The organism is Pedobacter planticolens, from assembly GCF_014172375.1.
Classification (GTDB): domain Bacteria; phylum Bacteroidota; class Bacteroidia; order Sphingobacteriales; family Sphingobacteriaceae; genus Pedobacter; species Pedobacter planticolens.
This window is the reverse complement of the sequence record NZ_WNXD01000001.1, coordinates 645,591-663,154: the sequence shown is the minus strand read 5'-3', so window position 1 is coordinate 663,154 and position 17,564 is coordinate 645,591. Positions and strand designations below refer to the sequence as shown.

16 protein-coding genes and 2 tRNA genes are annotated in these 17,564 nt (G+C 35.1%); 7 read left to right on the top strand and 11 right to left on the bottom strand.

Going from position 1 to position 17,564, the window contains the following annotated elements:
* Window positions 1-54 precede the first annotated feature (54 nt).
* Together GM921_RS02890 and trpD are read right to left on the bottom strand one after the other, a co-directional pair.
* Complete coding sequence (locus tag GM921_RS02890) at window positions 55-678, bottom strand: phosphoribosylanthranilate isomerase (RefSeq protein ID WP_182921105.1); 624 nt, start codon at window positions 676-678, stop codon at window positions 55-57.
* A gap of 92 nt (window positions 679-770) precedes the next feature.
* Window positions 771-1,760 carry an anthranilate phosphoribosyltransferase gene (trpD, locus tag GM921_RS02885; protein WP_182921104.1) on the bottom strand — a complete coding sequence of 330 codons (990 nt, stop codon included), beginning with the start codon at window positions 1,758-1,760 and terminating at the stop codon, window positions 771-773.
* 201 nt (window positions 1,761-1,961) lie between these two features.
* Here trpD and GM921_RS02880 point away from each other — a divergent pair, with 201 nt between their 5' ends.
* Window positions 1,962-2,903 carry an ion channel gene (locus GM921_RS02880; RefSeq protein WP_182921103.1) on the top strand — a complete coding sequence of 314 codons (942 nt, stop codon included), beginning with the start codon at window positions 1,962-1,964 and terminating at the stop codon, window positions 2,901-2,903.
* A 25-nt stretch (window positions 2,904-2,928) separates the two neighbouring features.
* On the opposite strand, the gene GM921_RS02875 is transcribed toward GM921_RS02880, so the two are convergent.
* From GM921_RS02875 to recR, 4 genes are all read right to left on the bottom strand, one after another.
* A complete protein-coding gene (locus GM921_RS02875; protein WP_235969764.1) occupies window positions 2,929-3,750 on the bottom strand; it encodes an alpha/beta hydrolase in 822 nt (273 codons plus the stop codon).
* Window positions 3,751-3,863: 113 nt separating this feature from the next.
* Window positions 3,864-4,679 carry an SDR family oxidoreductase gene (locus GM921_RS02870; protein ID WP_182921101.1) on the bottom strand — a complete coding sequence of 272 codons (816 nt, stop codon included), beginning with the start codon at window positions 4,677-4,679 and terminating at the stop codon, window positions 3,864-3,866.
* Window positions 4,679-5,428 (bottom strand): PI-PLC domain-containing protein, encoded by a 750-nt coding sequence (locus GM921_RS02865; RefSeq protein WP_182921100.1) that lies wholly within the window; start codon window positions 5,426-5,428, stop codon window positions 4,679-4,681. The genes GM921_RS02870 and GM921_RS02865 overlap by 1 nt, the downstream gene beginning before the upstream one ends.
* A gap of 6 nt (window positions 5,429-5,434) precedes the next feature.
* On the bottom strand, window positions 5,435-6,052 hold the full coding sequence (gene recR, locus GM921_RS02860) for a recombination mediator RecR (protein WP_182921099.1): 618 nt from the start codon (window positions 6,050-6,052) through the stop codon (window positions 5,435-5,437).
* 239 nt (window positions 6,053-6,291) lie between these two features.
* Between recR and GM921_RS02855 the strand changes: the two genes are divergently transcribed.
* A complete protein-coding gene (locus GM921_RS02855; RefSeq protein WP_182921098.1) occupies window positions 6,292-7,800 on the top strand; it encodes a sodium:solute symporter in 1,509 nt (502 codons plus the stop codon).
* Between the two features lie 113 nt (window positions 7,801-7,913).
* A complete protein-coding gene (locus GM921_RS02850; protein WP_182921097.1) occupies window positions 7,914-8,621 on the top strand; it encodes an LOG family protein in 708 nt (235 codons plus the stop codon).
* A gap of 73 nt (window positions 8,622-8,694) precedes the next feature.
* On the opposite strand, the gene GM921_RS02845 is transcribed toward GM921_RS02850, so the two are convergent.
* Together GM921_RS02845 and GM921_RS02840 are read right to left on the bottom strand one after the other, a co-directional pair.
* Window positions 8,695-9,285 (bottom strand): DUF502 domain-containing protein, encoded by a 591-nt coding sequence (locus GM921_RS02845; RefSeq protein ID WP_182921096.1) that lies wholly within the window; start codon window positions 9,283-9,285, stop codon window positions 8,695-8,697.
* Window positions 9,286-9,294: 9 nt separating this feature from the next.
* Window positions 9,295-11,754, bottom strand: a complete 2,460-nt coding sequence (locus GM921_RS02840; RefSeq protein ID WP_182921095.1) for a bifunctional UDP-N-acetylmuramoyl-tripeptide:D-alanyl-D-alanine ligase/alanine racemase — start codon at window positions 11,752-11,754, stop codon at window positions 9,295-9,297.
* A gap of 57 nt (window positions 11,755-11,811) precedes the next feature.
* Here GM921_RS02840 and GM921_RS02835 point away from each other — a divergent pair, with 57 nt between their 5' ends.
* From GM921_RS02835 to GM921_RS02820, 4 genes are all read left to right on the top strand, one after another.
* A complete protein-coding gene (locus GM921_RS02835) occupies window positions 11,812-12,303 on the top strand; it encodes a regulatory protein RecX (RefSeq protein WP_182921094.1) in 492 nt (163 codons plus the stop codon).
* Window positions 12,304-12,428: 125 nt separating this feature from the next.
* A tRNA-Gly gene (locus GM921_RS02830) sits at window positions 12,429-12,501 on the top strand.
* 54 nt (window positions 12,502-12,555) lie between these two features.
* Window positions 12,556-12,640, top strand: a tRNA-Leu gene (locus GM921_RS02825).
* 151 nt (window positions 12,641-12,791) lie between these two features.
* Window positions 12,792-13,220, top strand: coding sequence for an SRPBCC family protein (locus tag GM921_RS02820; protein WP_182921093.1), 429 nt, complete (start codon window positions 12,792-12,794; stop codon window positions 13,218-13,220).
* A 55-nt stretch (window positions 13,221-13,275) separates the two neighbouring features.
* Here the strand turns inward: GM921_RS02820 and GM921_RS02815 are convergent, their stop codons facing one another.
* Genes GM921_RS02815 through GM921_RS02805 form a run of 3 tightly spaced genes read right to left on the bottom strand, consistent with a single transcriptional unit; the run spans window position 13,276 to window position 17,450 of the window.
* Window positions 13,276-15,720: a bifunctional YncE family protein/alkaline phosphatase family protein gene (locus GM921_RS02815; RefSeq protein ID WP_182921092.1), complete on the bottom strand. Its 2,445-nt coding sequence runs from the start codon at window positions 15,718-15,720 to the stop codon at window positions 13,276-13,278.
* Window positions 15,721-15,740: 20 nt separating this feature from the next.
* On the bottom strand, window positions 15,741-16,583 hold the full coding sequence (locus GM921_RS02810) for a hypothetical protein (protein ID WP_182921091.1): 843 nt from the start codon (window positions 16,581-16,583) through the stop codon (window positions 15,741-15,743).
* A gap of 21 nt (window positions 16,584-16,604) precedes the next feature.
* Window positions 16,605-17,450 (bottom strand): metallophosphoesterase family protein, encoded by an 846-nt coding sequence (locus GM921_RS02805; protein WP_182921090.1) that lies wholly within the window; start codon window positions 17,448-17,450, stop codon window positions 16,605-16,607.
* Window positions 17,451-17,564: the final 114 nt, after the last annotated feature.

Here is a 17,564-nt window from a genome sequence, read left to right as displayed (position 1 = left end):
CGAAGAATCTCTAATCATCTTTGAGATGCTTCGTTCCTCTGCATGACAGGTTTATTATTGCATTACTGCAAAAAATTCTTTTAATTTTTCTACATCTTTCAATCCTGGCTCTAGCTCAAACTTGCTATTCACATCTATAGCATACAGCCTTAGATCGTTTATTTCTTTTAGTGTTGTCGCATGTGATAAATCAATACCTCCGCTTAAAAAGTAAGGTTTATCAAATGGGTATTTAGTTAATAATTTCCAATCGAATACTTTGCCAGAGCCACCATGAGCAGGTGTTTGTGTATCGAACAAGAAATAATCAACTGTGCTTAAATAAGCTTCCAATTGGGAGAAATCTAATTTTTCATCTACTCCAAAAGCTTTAATTACTTCCACACCTGTGGATTTTATTTCTTCGCAATACGCCACACTTTCTTGTCCATGTAATTGCACTGCTTTTAAGTTGTATTTGAAGATATAGGCTTTAACAGTTTCTAGCTCTTCATTTACAAAAACACCAGTTGTTTTAATGGTTGGTGGCACATATTTAATGAGTTCTGCAGAAACATCACTAATAAAACGCGGTGATTTTGAATAGAAAATAAAACCAAGATAATCGGGTTGCAATTGTGCAACGGCAGCAATATTGGCTGCTTGTGTCATTCCGCAAACTTTTAGTTTTATATTCATTTTACTTTTCGACTATTTTTTAACCACCTAAGAAACCTTAGTTCACCTTAGCTTAGGTTTTCTAAGATGTCTTAGGTGGTGATTATCGTAATTTAAACTGCTATTAACTTCTTAAAACTTTCTAACGCTTTTTTATTCATTAACGATTCTTCTGCTTCGTAAAAACAATCGGCGAAAGCACTGCCCTCTTTTATAGTCTGAATTGCCAATGCTGCATTACATAAAACTACATTGGTTTGCGCATCAGTACCTTTTCCATTTAATATATTGGTGAAAATTTCTGCAGATGATTCTACTGTGTCGCCACCTTGAATTTCCTTTTCACTAATTTCCTCAAAACCTAAATCTATTATTTTATTTAAGGCCTCTCCTTTTTTACTAAAGGTTTTAAAATCGCAGGTTAAAGAAACTTCGTCAAAGCCATCCACTGCATGAATAATCGTATAATTTTTATCGGTTTGTTGATATAAATACGCGTACAAACGAGCTAGCTCCAAACTAAACACACCTACTATTTGGTTTTTCGGCTGCGCCGGATTTACCATTGGTCCCAACATATTGAAGAAAGTTTTAACACCCAATTCTTTGCGTATGGGGGCTACGGTTTTCATAGCAGGATTAAACAATGGTGCGTGTAAAAAGCAAATACCTGCTTGGTCTAAACTGCGTTTCAGTTTAACTTCATCATTGGTAAAGGTATAGCCTAAATATTCCATTACGTTACTTGAACCGCAGCCTGAAGAAACACCATAGTTACCATGTTTAGCTACTTTATGTCCTGCACCAGCTACAACAAAAGATGCTAAAGTAGATATGTTAAATGTGTCTTTTCCATCGCCTCCGGTACCACAAAGATCTACTAGTTCATAGTCTGAGAAATCAATTTTTAAGCATAAATCTAACATCGAATCGCGAAAGCCTTGCAATTCTTCTACGGTTATGTTTCGCATACCGTATGCAGTAATAAAAGCTGCAATTTGCGAACTATTAAACTCTCCTAAAGAAATTGAAGTCAGAATTTTTTGAGCTTCTTCTCTGCTAAAGGTTTTGTTTTCGAATAAGTGGTTAAGTATTTTCTTCATGGGTGTAAAACAAAAAAGGTTGCCTTTTACAAGCAACCTTTACTATATTTTTATAAAAAATAAAACGTACAAAAAAAGGTTACATCACGCTATTGCGTTATGCCACCACCAGTTTTTATTTGCGTTTATCTGTATCATTCTGCCACAAATATGGAATAGTTTTTATTATTTGCAAAATCTTTCTTGAAATAATTTACAGTTATGGCATTTATTAAACGAAAAAACCAACATGAAGATGATTTAGGCTTCGGAAATCGCCCGATGGGGAAAGATCAAAGGATGATGAATGCGGATGGGACTTCGAATGTTAAACGTACTGGACTTCCGATTTTTAGTTCTGACGACACCTACAATTGGCTAATTTCTATGTCATGGCGTAAGTTTATGTTTATCATATTAGTTGCGTATCTTATTATCAATATTCTATTTGCATTAATTTATGTATCAATTGGTATTGAAAATTTAAATGGTGCGCCTGGGATTACAGCTCGTGACCATTTTTTTGATGCCTTCTTTTTTTCTGCACAAACCATTTCAACTGTCGGTTATGGTCATATCAGTCCTACTGGATTTATAACCAGCTGTGTTGCTGCTTTCGAATCAATGTTGGGTCTATTGGCCTTTGCTTTAGCAACTGGATTATTATATGGCCGTTTTTCGAGACCAAATGCCAAAATATTATATAGCAAACAAATGGTAGTGGCACCTTACAAGGGTATAACAGGATTGATGTTCAGGTTAGCTAACGGACGAAATAATCAATTAATTGAAATTGAAGTACAAATGGTTTTTACAATTAATGAAGTTGTAGAAGGTAAAAAGACCAGAAGGTTTTTTCCATTAGCGTTAGAAAGGAGTAAAATTGGTTTGCTATCATTAAGTTGGACAGTTGTTCATCCGATAGACGAAAATAGCCCATTATTTGGAATGACTAATGAGGAAATGATCGACGGAGAAACTGAAGTATTAATTCTAATACAAGCATTTGATGATACTTTTTCTCAAACTGTACATAGTAGAGCATCTTATTTAGATGACCATATTATTTATAATTCACGTTTTGCTAGTATTCTTTCTCAGGATGAAAATGGGGTAACTATTTTAGATTTAGCTAAACTGAGTTCAATTGAGCCAGCAGCATAATCTACTTGTAAACCATAACTGAATGTCATCTTGTATTTGTTAAAAACGCTGTAATACTTTTATATAATCGGTTGCTGCCAAAAACCATCTGACTAATCATGCCTACATGTTTTTTACCTTCAATTATTTCTAGTTTTACTGGTACATTTTGAACTTGGAGTGTTTTGTAAATCCGTTCAGATTGAATTTGTATGGCTTCATACGTTTTACTACCGTAGAAAATAAGGTGTGGATTTGTGATATTCTTCACATAAAACAAAGGCGAACCCAATTGCCAAGTTTTTTGCTCTGTGCTAAATGTTCTTAAAAAATCGGTATAGCTTTCGTCTTTGTCTGCTTTAGTTAAATATTCGTCCATATCTAAGCCAAAAGCATCATCTAATATTACTCCTTTAATTGGGTTTGTAATTCCTACCGAAGCAAAAAACTGTGGATCTGCATTTATCAATTCGCATAAATGTCCGCCTGCAGAATGCCCCATTACAAAAATACGATTTGGATTACCGCCATAATTAGCAATACTATCTTTAACCCATTTTACCGCTTTTGCACTCGCTAAAGCCATTTCTTTATAGGTCGCATTTGGCGCCAAAGGATAATTAATCACTGCGGTTACGATATTATTTTTGGCTAAATTTCTACCCAACCACCAATACGTTTCCTTTTTACCGCTGCTCCATGAACCTCCATGAATAAAAACGATTACATCTTGATTTTGCAACTCTCCTTTTTTATGGTAGATATTTAAAGTATTTGCTTCATCGGCATTGCCAGCATAATTAATATTTTTTTCTACACGTATTTGGGCAGAGCCAGTAAAAATCTGACCAAGGAAAGCGAAAATCATAAGTATTAATTTGAAACGCATATATTATTTATTAGGAAATAGGAAATGAAAAATAGAGAATAGACATTACGCTCAAACTATTTCCCATTCCCTATTTTCTATTGTCAAAACTCTTACTTGATCAATGGATTTTTCTCCTTTGCAAAAAGTTCAAATACTTTTTTATCGGTAAATGCAGGGAAAAGTTTGTTCATCCATACAGCTAACTTACCTTGTCCGGTCATAATTAAAGTACGTTTTCTAGTTGCAATTCCATCGCTAATTCTAACTGCTACTTCTTCGGCAGTCATCATTTTACCCTCTTCCATACTCGTTTCGCCATGCGCCGCTCCATCTTTGGCTAATGCCGCAACGCGGATATTCGATGTTGTAAAACCTGGGCAAGCAACCATTACGTGTACTCCCGTTTTTAGCAATTCGGTGCGTAAAGATTCCATAAAACCATTCATCGCAAATTTTGAAGATGAATAGCCCGTCCTTCCTGGCAAACCTCTATATCCAGCAATAGAAGATACGCCAACAATGCTGCCTTTGGTTTTTAAAATCTCTGGCAAGGCATATTTTGTACAATACACCGTTCCCCAAAAATTCACATCCATTAGGTTTTTGAGTACTGATAAATCTAAATCTTTAAACAAAGCACGCATAGAAAGTCCTGCGTTGTTAATGAGTACATCAATTTTACCAAAAGTGTTGATGGCTTGTTTAACTAATTCCGCACAATCTTCTTCTTTACTCACATCAGCTTGCACGGCCAATGCTTTAATTTGATAGTTCTTTTCCAGTTCTGCTGTAATTTCACAAAGGGTTACGTACTGACGAGCACCTAAAACTAAATTTGCGCCGCGTTTTGCTAATTCCTCTGCTAGTGCTTTACCAATGCCCGATGAAGCACCAGTAATGATGACTACTTTATTCTTAAAATCCATTATTTATGCTGTTCGAAGTAAGTTTTACACTCGCTTATTTTATCTGTGTTTATAATATCTGCGCCCAAATCATGCAATTGTTGCCAACATTCTTTGGTATCGGGTGCTCCCCAAAAACGAATTGGTTTGTTCAGTTTGTGCGCATTTTCTATCACCGTTTTCAGTTTATCTTTATCTTCTGTTGCGATTTCGCCATTACCTCCCCATCTGGAATAGGTTACAAAATTATCGCTAATCATCGTTATACGTTTCAAATCTTCTTTAGCATAGCTGATGTTTGGTAAACCATCAAAAAATAGCCATTTCGGATAAGTACGAAAAGTTGAATCGGCAGGTCTGTTGCCACTAATTACAATTTGAATGGCATTTTTATTCTTGCTCCGATCAAAAACAGTCTCGTATTTTTCTATTTCTTTCCGCAATGCGGGATACGTTAAATCCCAATTATCTTTAATATCAATCATTAAACGGAAGCCATATTTTGTGCTTTTGTCTTTTTGCAATTGAGCGATAGGCGATAAATACATCGAACTTAGTGTTCTGGTAAGGTTTTTATCTTTTTTACTATGAGCCACAATCAATGAATCATTAATTAAAAAAATATCTGCCTCAATTTCATATACTTGATTGGAATATGCTTCTAATAAGGGTTGAGCGTGAGTATAATCGTTATGAGAATGGATTTTAACCTGTGCGAAACTTGAAATAGCTATTAACACAAATAAAGCAAGACCGATTAATTTCTTCATCCGATTTTATTTAATAAAAGAACCTTCGTAAGGAATTCGAGTTAAAATAGAACGGCCTAAAGTAATTTCATCGGCATATTCTAATTCTCCGCCAAAGGCGATACCACGAGCAATTGTTGTGATAGGAATTTGAAAATCTTTTAATCTTTTATGAAGGTAAAAAAGCGTAGTATCACCTTCCATATTAGCACTTAGCGCTAAAATAATTTCTTTTACAGGCGTTGTAGCTACACGTTGCACAAGGCTATCAATAAATAAATCTGACGGACCAATGCCATCCATTGGAGAAATTAAGCCTCCTAAAACATGGTACACGCCAAAAAACTGATTGGTATTTTCTATGGCCATTACATCACGTGTATCTTCTACCACACAAATAATTTCTTTTTCGCGTTTTACAGCTGTGCAAATACTACAGGTATGATGATCGGAAATATTATGGCAAATGTTGCAATGTTTAATTTCTTCTTTTAACCTAATTAAGGTATTGCCAAAGTGAGAAACCTCTTCTTGCTCTTTCCCCAATAAATGTAAAACCAAACGCAGTGCAGTTTTTTGACCCACACCCGGTAATTTTGCAAATTCGTTTACTGCATCTTCGAGCAGTTGAGAAGAAAAGTTCATTTTACAAATTTAATTAAAATGGTGTGGATTGATAGGCAAGATATAAAATATTACAAAATTTGAATTATCTTCTTTTTAACCACCTAAGACATCTTAGAAAACCTTAGCTATTTATTTTTATGCATTTCCTTAAATCTTCTTAGGTTTCAAGGTGGTAATTTTTCATTTGCAAAGAATAATTATCTTCGTTGTTAGATTTAAAATTGTAAATTCTTACATTTAGAAGCTAAATATAAATTATGAGTCCAACCATACTACTGTGTTTCTTAATCGGATATTTTGTCCTTTTAATTATTATCGCTTTCGCTACGTCAAGAAAATCTTCCGACAACTCTACATTTTTTATTGCCAATAGAAATTCTAAATGGTATTTAGTTGCCTTTGGAATGATAGGAACTGCTTTATCTGGCGTAACTTTTATTTCCGTTCCTGGAGAAGTTGGCGCCCCATCAGGTAATCAGTTTCAATATTTCCAATTTGTATTGGGTAATGCAATTGGTTTTATCATTATCGCTACCGTGTTACTTCCGCTTTACTATCGGATGAAGTTAACCTCTATTTATAGCTACATTGAACAACGTTTAGGCTTTTACAGCTATAAAACCGCAGCATCTATTTTCTTAATTAGTCGTACAATTGGTTCTGCATTTAGATTGTATCTTGTAGTTATCGTATTGCAACGTTTCATTTTTGATGCATACGGCATTCCTTTTTGGGCTACCGTACTAATTTCATTAGGCTTAATTTGGTCATATACGTTTAAAGGTGGTTTAAAAACAATTATTATAACCGATACTTTACAAACCTTTTTCTTGGTACTATCGGTTTTCTTAACCATCTATTTTATTTGCAATAGTTTAGATTTAAGCATTCCACAAGCTTTTGAAACCATTAAAAATAGCGGTTACTCAAAAATATTCTTCTATGAAGATTTCTTAACGAATGGTTTTCATATAAGTAAAGCATTACTGGGTGGTATTTTTGTAACCATTGCCATGACGGGTTTAGATCAGGATTTAATGCAGAAAAACCTAAGCATGGGTACCATTAAAGAAGCTCAAAAGAACATGTTTACCTTTACTGGTGTATTTGTCATCTTAAATATTTTCTTTTTAAGTGTAGGTGCTTTATTATATGTTTATGCTACAAAAAATGGAATAGAAATTCCGTTAGATCACATTACTGGAAAGCCAAGAACCGACTTTTTGTTCCCAGAAATAGCCTTAAATCATTTAACAACTATACCTGCAATTGTGTTCATGTTGGGTTTAACAGCTGCTACTTTTGCAACTACTGATAGTGCGTTAACTGCTTTAACGACATCATTCTGTGTAGACTTTTTAGGGATGGATAAAAAAGAGAATGTGAACAATAAAAACGCAGTTAAACAAAGACATTTAGTACATGTTGGTTTCTCATTGCTGATGTTTTTTGTAATTGTTTTATTTAATGCGGTGAATGATGAATCTGTTGTTAAAGGTATATTTAAAGTCGCATCCTATACCTACGGACCACTTTTAGGATTGTACTCATTCGGATTATTTGTTAAAAACCGTGGTGTTCATGACAAACTTGTTCCACTTGTTTGCTTGCTTTCTCCAGCTGTATGTTATTTGCTAAACGCTTACTCAACAACTTTGTTAGGAGGATATGTTTTTAGCGTAGAACTGATTTTAGTAAACGGATTGATTACCTTTATAGGCTTATTACTGATCAGCAAGAAAACAGATCAACAAACGAAGTTTTAAATGGTTTATTAGTTCAATTGCTCATTCGTTCATTTATCTAAGGTGCACTGAGAATGTCCAACCTAATGAGAACCAATGACACCAATGAACTAATGATATAAATAGTATAAGAAATGACAAGTGAAGAAAAGATAAGAAGTGCCTTTGCGAATAAAGATTGGCAAGAAATAAAAGTAACCGATAGCTGGCAGATTTTTAAAATCATGGCAGAATTTGTTGATGGTTTTGAGAAATTGGCTAAAATTGGGCCTTGTGTAAGTATTTTTGGCTCTGCTCGTACTGCAGAAACTAATCCATATTACCAAATTGCGGTAGAATGTGGTCGTTTACTAACTGATCGTGGTTACGGTGTAATTACTGGTGGTGGACCTGGTATTATGGAAGCAGGTAACAAAGGTGCACATCAAAATGGTGGTAAATCTGTAGGTTTAAACATCGATTTGCCTTTTGAACAGTTCCATAATAAATACATCGATCATAATAAATTATTAGAGTTCGACTACTTTTTTATTAGAAAAGTAATGTTCATGAAATATTCTCAGGGCTTTGTAGTATTACCTGGCGGGATGGGAACTATGGATGAATTATTTGAAGCAATAACTTTAATTCAAACTGGTAAAATTGCTCGTTTCCCTATTGTTTTAGTAGGTACTGCTTATTGGGGTGGCTTAGTTGACTGGATTAAATCAACTATGTTAGAGAAAGAACATAACATACATGCAGAAGATTTGAATTTATTTAGATTAGTAGATACTGCCGAAGATGCAGCAGAACATATCTTTAGATTCTATGATAAATATGTGTTAAAACCGAATTTTTAAAGATTATATTTTTCAATAAAAAAGAGCCGAAATTATTCGGCTCTTTTTGTTTTATAATGAATTATCTTTTCTACTAGAAATGACTTACCCCACCGCTTACCACTAACTTCATTGCATCGGCAGCAGTCATTTTTAAAGGTTTAATTTTCTCTTTACTCACAATATAAACTTGTCCTGCAAAGGAATAAGAGAAAGGGAAATAAACGATAACATCTCCTGGTAAATTCAATTTTGATAAATCATTTTGTGTTAAAAAACCTATTCTTTTCATTCCTCCTTCTACTTCAACCAACACAGGATTATTAAATTTCTTTTCATCACCTACAAAAGCTTCTGTTAAATCTTTAATAGATGAAAAAATAAAATTGAGCAATGGTAATTTGCTCAAAGTTCGCTGAAACCAATTGTACATAGGTTCAGTTACAAAATTGGTTACAAAAATACCTGCAATTAAAATGATAAATATAACTAGGCCTAAGCCCAAACCTGGAATGTTTCTATTTGCACCCGTAATTGGATTTACACCCAAAATATTATTTACATTTAACCAGCTATCTACTGTTGTAACTGCCCAAACTACAATAAAAATGCTTAAGGCAATTGGCACAACAATTAACAATCCTTTAATCAGATAATTTAATATCGCCTTTCCTATCCTATTCATACCGCAAAGTTACTCATAAAAATATACGCGTTTTACTCTTTGTGAGATATTGGTCAAGATTTCATATGGAATAGTATTAATTTGATCCGCCAAATCAACTATAGTCTGTTGATGATTAAATACGATGACTTCATCACCAGTTTTCACATTTAGACCAGTAATATCAAGCATACACATATCCATACAGATAGAACCTATTGTTGGGACTAGTTTGCCATTAATAAGCATTTTACCTACTCCATTACCAAAATTTCGATTATACCCATCGGCGTAACCAATTTTTACAGTGGCTATTTTTCCGCCATTTGGCAAAACACCTTTCCTGCTATACCCTACTGTTTCTCCAGGTTTTAGTTCTTTAACTTGAGTAACTGTTGTTTTTAAAATTGCTACCGTTTGCAAACCTGAATTGTGATCTAACGCACTATCGAAGCCATATAAGCCAATGCCAATGCGCACCATATCTAATTGTGCGTCTGGCCAACGAGTAATACCAGATGTGTTTAATGCATGTTTTAAAGGTTTATAATCAATAAGATTGGTTATGGCAGTGTACAATAATGAAAATTCATCCAATTGATGCGTAGTAAACCCATCGTGTTGTGCGCTATCACTCGCTACTAAATGCGTAAAAATGGAAACTACTTTAAGTTTAGTGGTATTTTTTAAAACGTCCAGCAGCTCTGGTAAATCTGTTTTTTCAAAGCCAAGCCGATGCATTCCTGTATCTAATTTTAAATGTATCGGAAAATCTACTTCGTACTCTGGTAAAAAAATTAGAAAGCTTTTTAAAATGCTCGTATTGTATATTTCGGGTTCTAGTTTATGTTTAACCATTGCCTCAAAAGCTGATGGCTCTGGGCTCATCACCATAATCGGTAAACTAATTCCAGCTTTTCGCAAGGCGATGCCTTCGTCTGCGTAAGCTACCGCCAAATAATCTACTTTTTGATATTGCAATAAATTAGCGATTTCGAAACTTCCACTTCCATAAGAAAACGCCTTAACCATAGCCATTACTTTTACACCAGATTTTAATTTGGAACGATAAAATTGCAAATTCGATGCTAAGGCATTTAGATTGATTTCTAAAACGGTATCATGTATTTTTTGAGTAAGCAATTTGCTAATTCGACCAAATTCAAACCGACGAGCACCTTTAACTAAAATAGTTTCATTCGCAAAATGGATGGCTGGCAGTTGTTCTATAAAAGCTTGTGTACTTTCATAAAATGATGATTCTACTTTAAATAAATCAGCAAATGCCGAAATATTTGGACCAATACCAATTAAACGATTTAAGTTTTTCTGATCCAGCAATGCTGAAATTTCTGCATACAACACCTCATTACTCTTTCCTGTTTCGTAAATATCAGATAGAATTAATGTCTTTTTAGGATGTTGGTTTTGTAAGTTCAAGAAATCTAAGGCGATTGCTAAAGAAGAAATATCTGCACTATACGAATCGTCTATAATCGAGCAATTTTCTATACCGATAATTAATTGCAAACGCATACTTACCTGCGTTAATTTCTCTAAACGCAAATCTGCTTCTTCTGGTGAATATCCCATCGCCAATAGTGTTGCCCAACAAATAATTCCATTTTCTACCGATGCTTTATCGCTAAACGGAATTAAACACTCAATTTCTTTATCCTGATAAGTAGCTCTAATATAATTTTTGCCTTCAATTGGCTCGATAAAAGAGATCTGTAAATCTGCGGGTTGGCTTGTACTCCAAGTGAATTTTGTTTTTCCAGGTAAATCTGATGTATTTAGTTCAGTAACATATTCTGGTGCATAAACAAAAAGTTCTACATCTTTAAATAGCTTTAGTTTTTCGGTTAATTTCTCCCTTTTATTTTCAAAACCTTCGGCATGTGCTTCTCCAATATTAGTTAAAACACCAATGGTTGGAACAATGATAGTTGCCAATGCTTCCATCTCTCCTTTGGTGGAAATACCTGCTTCGAAAATACCCAAAGTATGTTCTGGTTCTATTTGCCAAACAGATAAGGGCACTCCAATTTGTGAATTGAAACTTTTAGGACTACGGATAATATTAAAATCTGATGCTAATAATTGATACAACCACTCTTTAACTATGGTTTTGCCATTACTTCCCGTGATGCCAATTACCTTTAAATCATTCGCTTTTCTTCTATACGTAGCCAATTCTTGTAAAGCCTGCAATACATTAACTACTAGTAAAAAATTAACATCCGGGTATTTTTTCGCATAGGTAGAATTAGAAACTACAAAATTTCGGATTCCGCTTTCGTATGCATTAACTATAAATTCATGTCCATCACGTTGTGCTTTTACAGCAAAAAACAATGAACCTTCTGGATCAATTACTGTTCTGCTATCTGTTAACAGCTTTCTAATTACAGTTTTAGGCTGAGGTAAAGTTGCCTTTGCTTTTAATATTTGGGCAATATGTTGGATGGAATTAAATTCTTCGCTCATTATAAAAAGAAAAATGCATGATTGCTGTTATTTTTTTACGAATTTCAACAATTAATTATGAATACCCATAAAGATAAGCCACTCATTTTAGATAAAAAAACCGCTCTCCTTAAAGCAGAAAGTTGGTGTGCTTATCAAGAACGTTCTCAACAGGAAGTTCGAAACAAACTTTATGAATATGGTTTGCATCAAAACGAAGTTGAAGATTTAATATCTGAACTGATTATAACCAACTTTATTAATGAGGAAAGGTTTGCGATGGCTTATGTTTCTGGCAAGGTAAATATTAAAAAATGGGGCAGAATAAAAATTAAACAAGGGCTAAAACTCAAAAAAGTACCAGATAAATTGATTCAAAAAGCGCTAAATAGTATTGATGGTGATAAATATTTAGCAAATTTATTGGCAACTGCCGAGAAAAAATTAAGAGTTTTGAATGAAAAAGAACCTGTAAAAAGGAAATATAAGCTCATTACGTACCTACAAAGCAAAGGTTTTGAAAATGATTTAATTTTTGATGTACTGAAAGCCAATAACTTAACTGTATAGCGAAAATTATTATAAAATATTTCTTGACAGGAATATAAATCTGTTTATATTTGCATTCCCAAACGGAAAGAGGTTCTTTAAAAAATCTAACTTTAAAAGGGATAACATCGGATGATGTTGCAAATGCGAAAGTAGCTCAGTTGGTAGAGCACGACCTTGCCAAGGTCGGGGTCGCGAGTTCGAATCTCGTCTTTCGCTCTAAATGCCTTCCTACCAGGAGGCATTTATTTTAAAAGCTTAATCAGCTTTTAAGCTCGGATGGTGGAACTGGTAGACACGCAGGACTTAAAATCCTGTGCCCTCAACAGGCGTGCGGGTTCGATTCCCGCTCCGAGTACAACAAAATCGAATAGAAAGCTATCAGAAATGATGGCTTTTTTTGTTTCTATTATTTAAGCTTTGATCGCACCCTACATTTGTCGTATTTGCCCTTAGCGGGTTTAAAAGTGTTGCCCTACCTTTATTCTATTAATTTAAACTATTAAAACATGGAAACTTTAAATAAGACAGCAATTACTGTAGAGAGCGTGGTTAATGCTCCAGTAGCACGAGTTTGGGAATTTTGGGAAAAACCTGAACATATTACTAAATGGGCTAATGCTTCTGATGATTGGCATGCTCCGTATGCGGATAATGATTTGCGTACGGGTGGGAAGTTTAAAACTACAATGGCTGCTAAAGATGGTAGTTTTAGCTTTGATTTTGAGGGTGTTTATACGGATGTAGTTGTGCATAGCTTGATTGAATATACTATGGCGGATGGCAGAAAAGTAAGTGTTACTTTTAAAAGTGTTGGTGATACAACTGAAATAGTGGAAACTTTTGAGCCTGAGGAAATTAATTCTTTAGAAATGCAACGCGGAGGTTGGCAAGCAATTTTAGATAATTTTAAGAGGTATGCTGAGGCGAATTGTTAGCCGAAGATTAAAGGGATTAACACAGATTTGTTTGGGTTAATCCCTTTTAATTATATTATTTATCGGCGGCGTCTTTTTTCTTCTTTTCTAGGATAACGAAAGCACTTCTTTTAGGTGCTGGCATGATGGAATTTTCTCCTTTTACTGATTTCCATACCACTTCACTTAGTTCTAAATCTGGTACTGAATCTTCTTTTGCAAAATTAAAGAATTCTGATTTCTTGCTGCTTTCATTTACTGCTACGTTGCGGGTATTTAAATCTATTAATGGTCTTTTCAAGGTATATGGAGTAAAATTTGGTGTACTGGTAAAGCATTCGAATAGCGGCATTGCGGCTGCATCGTACTGGCTCATCGGTGGTAGGCCTAAAATTAATTCCATTGTTCTTAAAAACCCTGATGTTGAATACATGGTGTGTACTGGTGTATTTCGTTTTACATATGGACCTATTACATACGCTGGGGAGCGGTGCGCATCTACATGGTCTGGGCCATTTTGGGCGTCATCTTCTAAAATAAAAACAACCGATTCTTTCCAAACTGAACTATGCGATAGGTGTTCGAGAATGCGTCCAACGGCTAAATCGTTATCTGCAACCGCAGCTTGTGGTGATATTTTACCTTTTTTCTGTCCGCTGGTATGATCATTTGAGATACGTAAGGTATTGAATTGAGGAACTGTACCTGCGACTAATAATGAATCGAAATCGTGTTGCCATGCATCTACTCTAACTTGGTCGGTAATATCTAGATTAAAGCCTGGCGAAGCTGGACACATGTGACCTTGAAGTGATTTGATGTTTGCTTTTGCATAATCGCCAAACTCACCGTAGCTGCGATAAGTAACGCCTGCTCGTTGGCAATAATCCCAAATAAAACCTCCTTTTGGATAGGTAACTGGTCGACCACCTTCGTAATTGGTTGTACCGCCACGACCGCCATAACTTGTTGGCCATGTTTTTTCTACAACATCTGTTGCATAGGCTGCCATGCTCCAATTATGTCCATCGGCGCTTACTTCTGCATCTACATAAAAGTTATCTAGCAATACGTAGTCTTCTGCAAAGGCATGTTGGTTTGGTGTTATTCTTTTTCCGAAAAGCACTAAAGAGGTATCTCCATTGCCTTGGGGAAGATCGCCTAGTACTTGATCATAGGTACGGTTTTCTTTAATGATGTAAAACACATGTTTAATAGGCGATTTTTCTCCTAATTTTCGGGGTATTGGATTTCCTTTTTCACCATCTGCCTCAATTGTTTTTTTATCGGTAAATGGTGTATTGGCATAAACTTGTTTGGTGTATGCTTTTAATTGCTCTGGTTTTGGGACATCTATAAAAGATAGTGTTCCTTTAAATAAACCTGCAATATATTGCAATCTGTTGTTTGCAGTACTACCCATTTGGTAGCCGCTATTATCTACTTTGGAAATTGGTTGTGGCCCTTGAGGATTGGCTAAAGAGGTATTACCCTTACCATTGGTTACTATTATTTTGGAGCCCAACGTTTTTACATTTGTTGGGTACCAGCCTACCGGGATAAAACCTTGACTTTTGCTTTCACCAGGTTCTGAAACATCGAATACGGCTAAACAATTGTTATCTGCGTTGGCGATGTACAAGGTTTTTTCATTGGAGCTTAGCGCTAATCCGTTGGTGGTAGAACCTGTTAATTGTGTTGCGTAAAGTGTAGTTGCAATAGTTTCTATTACTTTATTGGTAGCGGTATTAATTACAGAAACTGTGTTATCGTTGGCATTTGCCACAAATAAATAAGTACTGTTTTTATTTAACAAAAGTTCGTTAGGGTGATCGCCAACTAGGATTGTTTGGGTAATTGTTTCTGAATTTGTGTTAATTACGGCAACGGAATGACCTCCCCAAAGGGAAATATATAGTTTACTTTCATCGGCAGAAAGCACGCAACTATAAGCTATTGCTGGCAATTGTATTCTTTTTTGTATTTCTCTTTTTGCAGGATTAATGATGTAAAGGCTGCTATCTTCTTTGGTTACAGTATATAATTTAGTGTTGTTTTTATTAACTGCTATGCCTGCTGGACTTATTTTTCCTTTTGGCCAAATTGGGCCTAGTTTAATGGTATCGCTTTTTGCAAGTTTGTTGTTTTTTATTTGGAAATCGATTATCCAATTATCGTTTCCGCCAGATGCATAGATGTGTTGCTCATCTTTGCTGAAAGCTAAACCATACCAAGATTTAGTGAGTACGCGTTCATCGAGAATTTTCTCTGTTTTGGGATCAATTAATTGAAGTGATTGAGTGCTTTGTCCGTTATTAGTAACCGCCAAATATTTACCTGTTGAGCTTATTTGCATGTTTAAGGGTAAATCTCCTAGTTGTAATGAACGACCAGCTGGGCTTAATTTCCAACCGTTTGGCAATAAAATTTGATTGGTTTCTGCTACTTTTCCTGGCCATTGTGCAAAAACATGAGTAGTTACTAAAACTAATACAAACAGTATGATTGATGATTTTTTCATGCTGAAATTAATGAATAGACTTATTTATTACGAAAATTAAAGTTGACCAAAGCACGGATAGTGTACCCATTTCCTGATGCTAAAGATGTTATTTCACGAATTGCTTCTGACGGAATTATTTGACTTCTAGTAGCATAAAATACCGGCCCACCTGCTAATGAAAACGATAGTTTTGAATGTGTTGGCGATAAATTTATAGATGGCCCAACCATTAGTTTTGCTCCACCTTCTGCCTCATCTTTATCCCAAAACCCTTCTAAATCTTGTCCAATAGCTTCGAAACCTATGTATAACGCTGGCGCAATGCGATGCTGAAAGCCAAGACTGGTAATAAAATCTAATTTATCTCTGCTGCTATCAAATGCTTTTTCGAAACGAAGGTTTCCAGCTAAACGCCAATTGGTTTTATCATAAGATGCGGTAAATCTGCTTATGGCAGATTTCACATTAGACCAATCGCGGCTAACTCCTAAACCTGCACCAAATCTAAATCCTGTAAGTTCTTTGCCACCAATTAAATCGCGAATTACCTCTACTTGTTGTGCTGAAGTAACACCGCCGCCGTGAGCAAAACCGACTGCTGCTGTACCGTATAAAGTAAATTTACTCCCTAAATACCCTTTAACACCAAACTGTTGCCCCAAACCATTGTAACCAAATTGTCCTTGTGTTCTTTCTCCATAACTACCAGAATAATGTAAATTCCAACGTGGGTTTTCATCTGTTAAGGTATTTATAGAAAATAAAAAGGGTTGTGCGGAAATTGTACTTTGCAAGTTTGTTGTTTGCACTGCTTCAGGCTTTTGAGCCATTCCGTTAAGTGTAATTAAAAAAAGTACTGCGAGTAATAAAAACTTTTTCATGTTAATGGGAATGTTCTTGATTTAAAATTTATTTGAGTTTAGCGTTGGATTTTGGCTAGCGTTTACTTGGTAGGTACTGATTTTATTGTTTTCATCTACTTCTACTATTCGATAACCACGATATTCCGTGCCCCAGTTTCCACCGATGTGCGAATCGAAGAAATGTGGTAATTTATCTGTGTAAAAAACAGAATCGAGGCTATGATCGTGCCCGTGAAATACTGCTTTTACATTTGGATAGCTGTGCAATAGTTTAATGGTATCTGGGCATTCTACAAATGGACTTTCGGGCACCCAAAAGTGTGGTGGAATATGTAAAACCACGAATACTGTATTGAGGGAATTAAATTTATCGAGCTCTTGCTTTAAAAAATCTTTGTTTGGGCAGAGATAAGCTCCTTTTGTATCTGAAGTATTGGCTAGTACAAACCCTACTCCATTTTTTTCGAATGAGAAATTATCTTCGTAACCAAAAACAGTTTTCCAAATCGCAGCATCTGCATGATCATGATTACCTGGCAGAGCATAAAATGGAACTTTTAACTTATCGTAATGCTCTTTTTTAACTTCTGATAATAAGTCTGGCCTATCGTGAACCAAATCGCCATTAATAATTACAAAATTAAGTGGGTTTCGATCGTGTGCTTCGTTTAGCCAATGCACTATATTTTCGTGGTCTTTTTTATAGTCTGTATTTGGTTGACCGTAATGTCCATCTGATGCGATGGCGAAGCGCAGTTTAGGTTTTTGAGTAGATTTGGTTAATGTATTTTGACTAACATCCGCCAATGCGGTAATTGCTGGAGAAAGGCTAGCGATTGCTAAACTGGCCATGCTACTTTTAATAAAAAAACGTCTATTTGCCATCTGAAGGATGATTTAAGTGTTTTATAAAGAAAGCTAATATTAGGGTTATAGCTTTTAATTAAAACAGTATTTATGTTATGATTAAGTTAATTAATACATAAATATAACACTAAA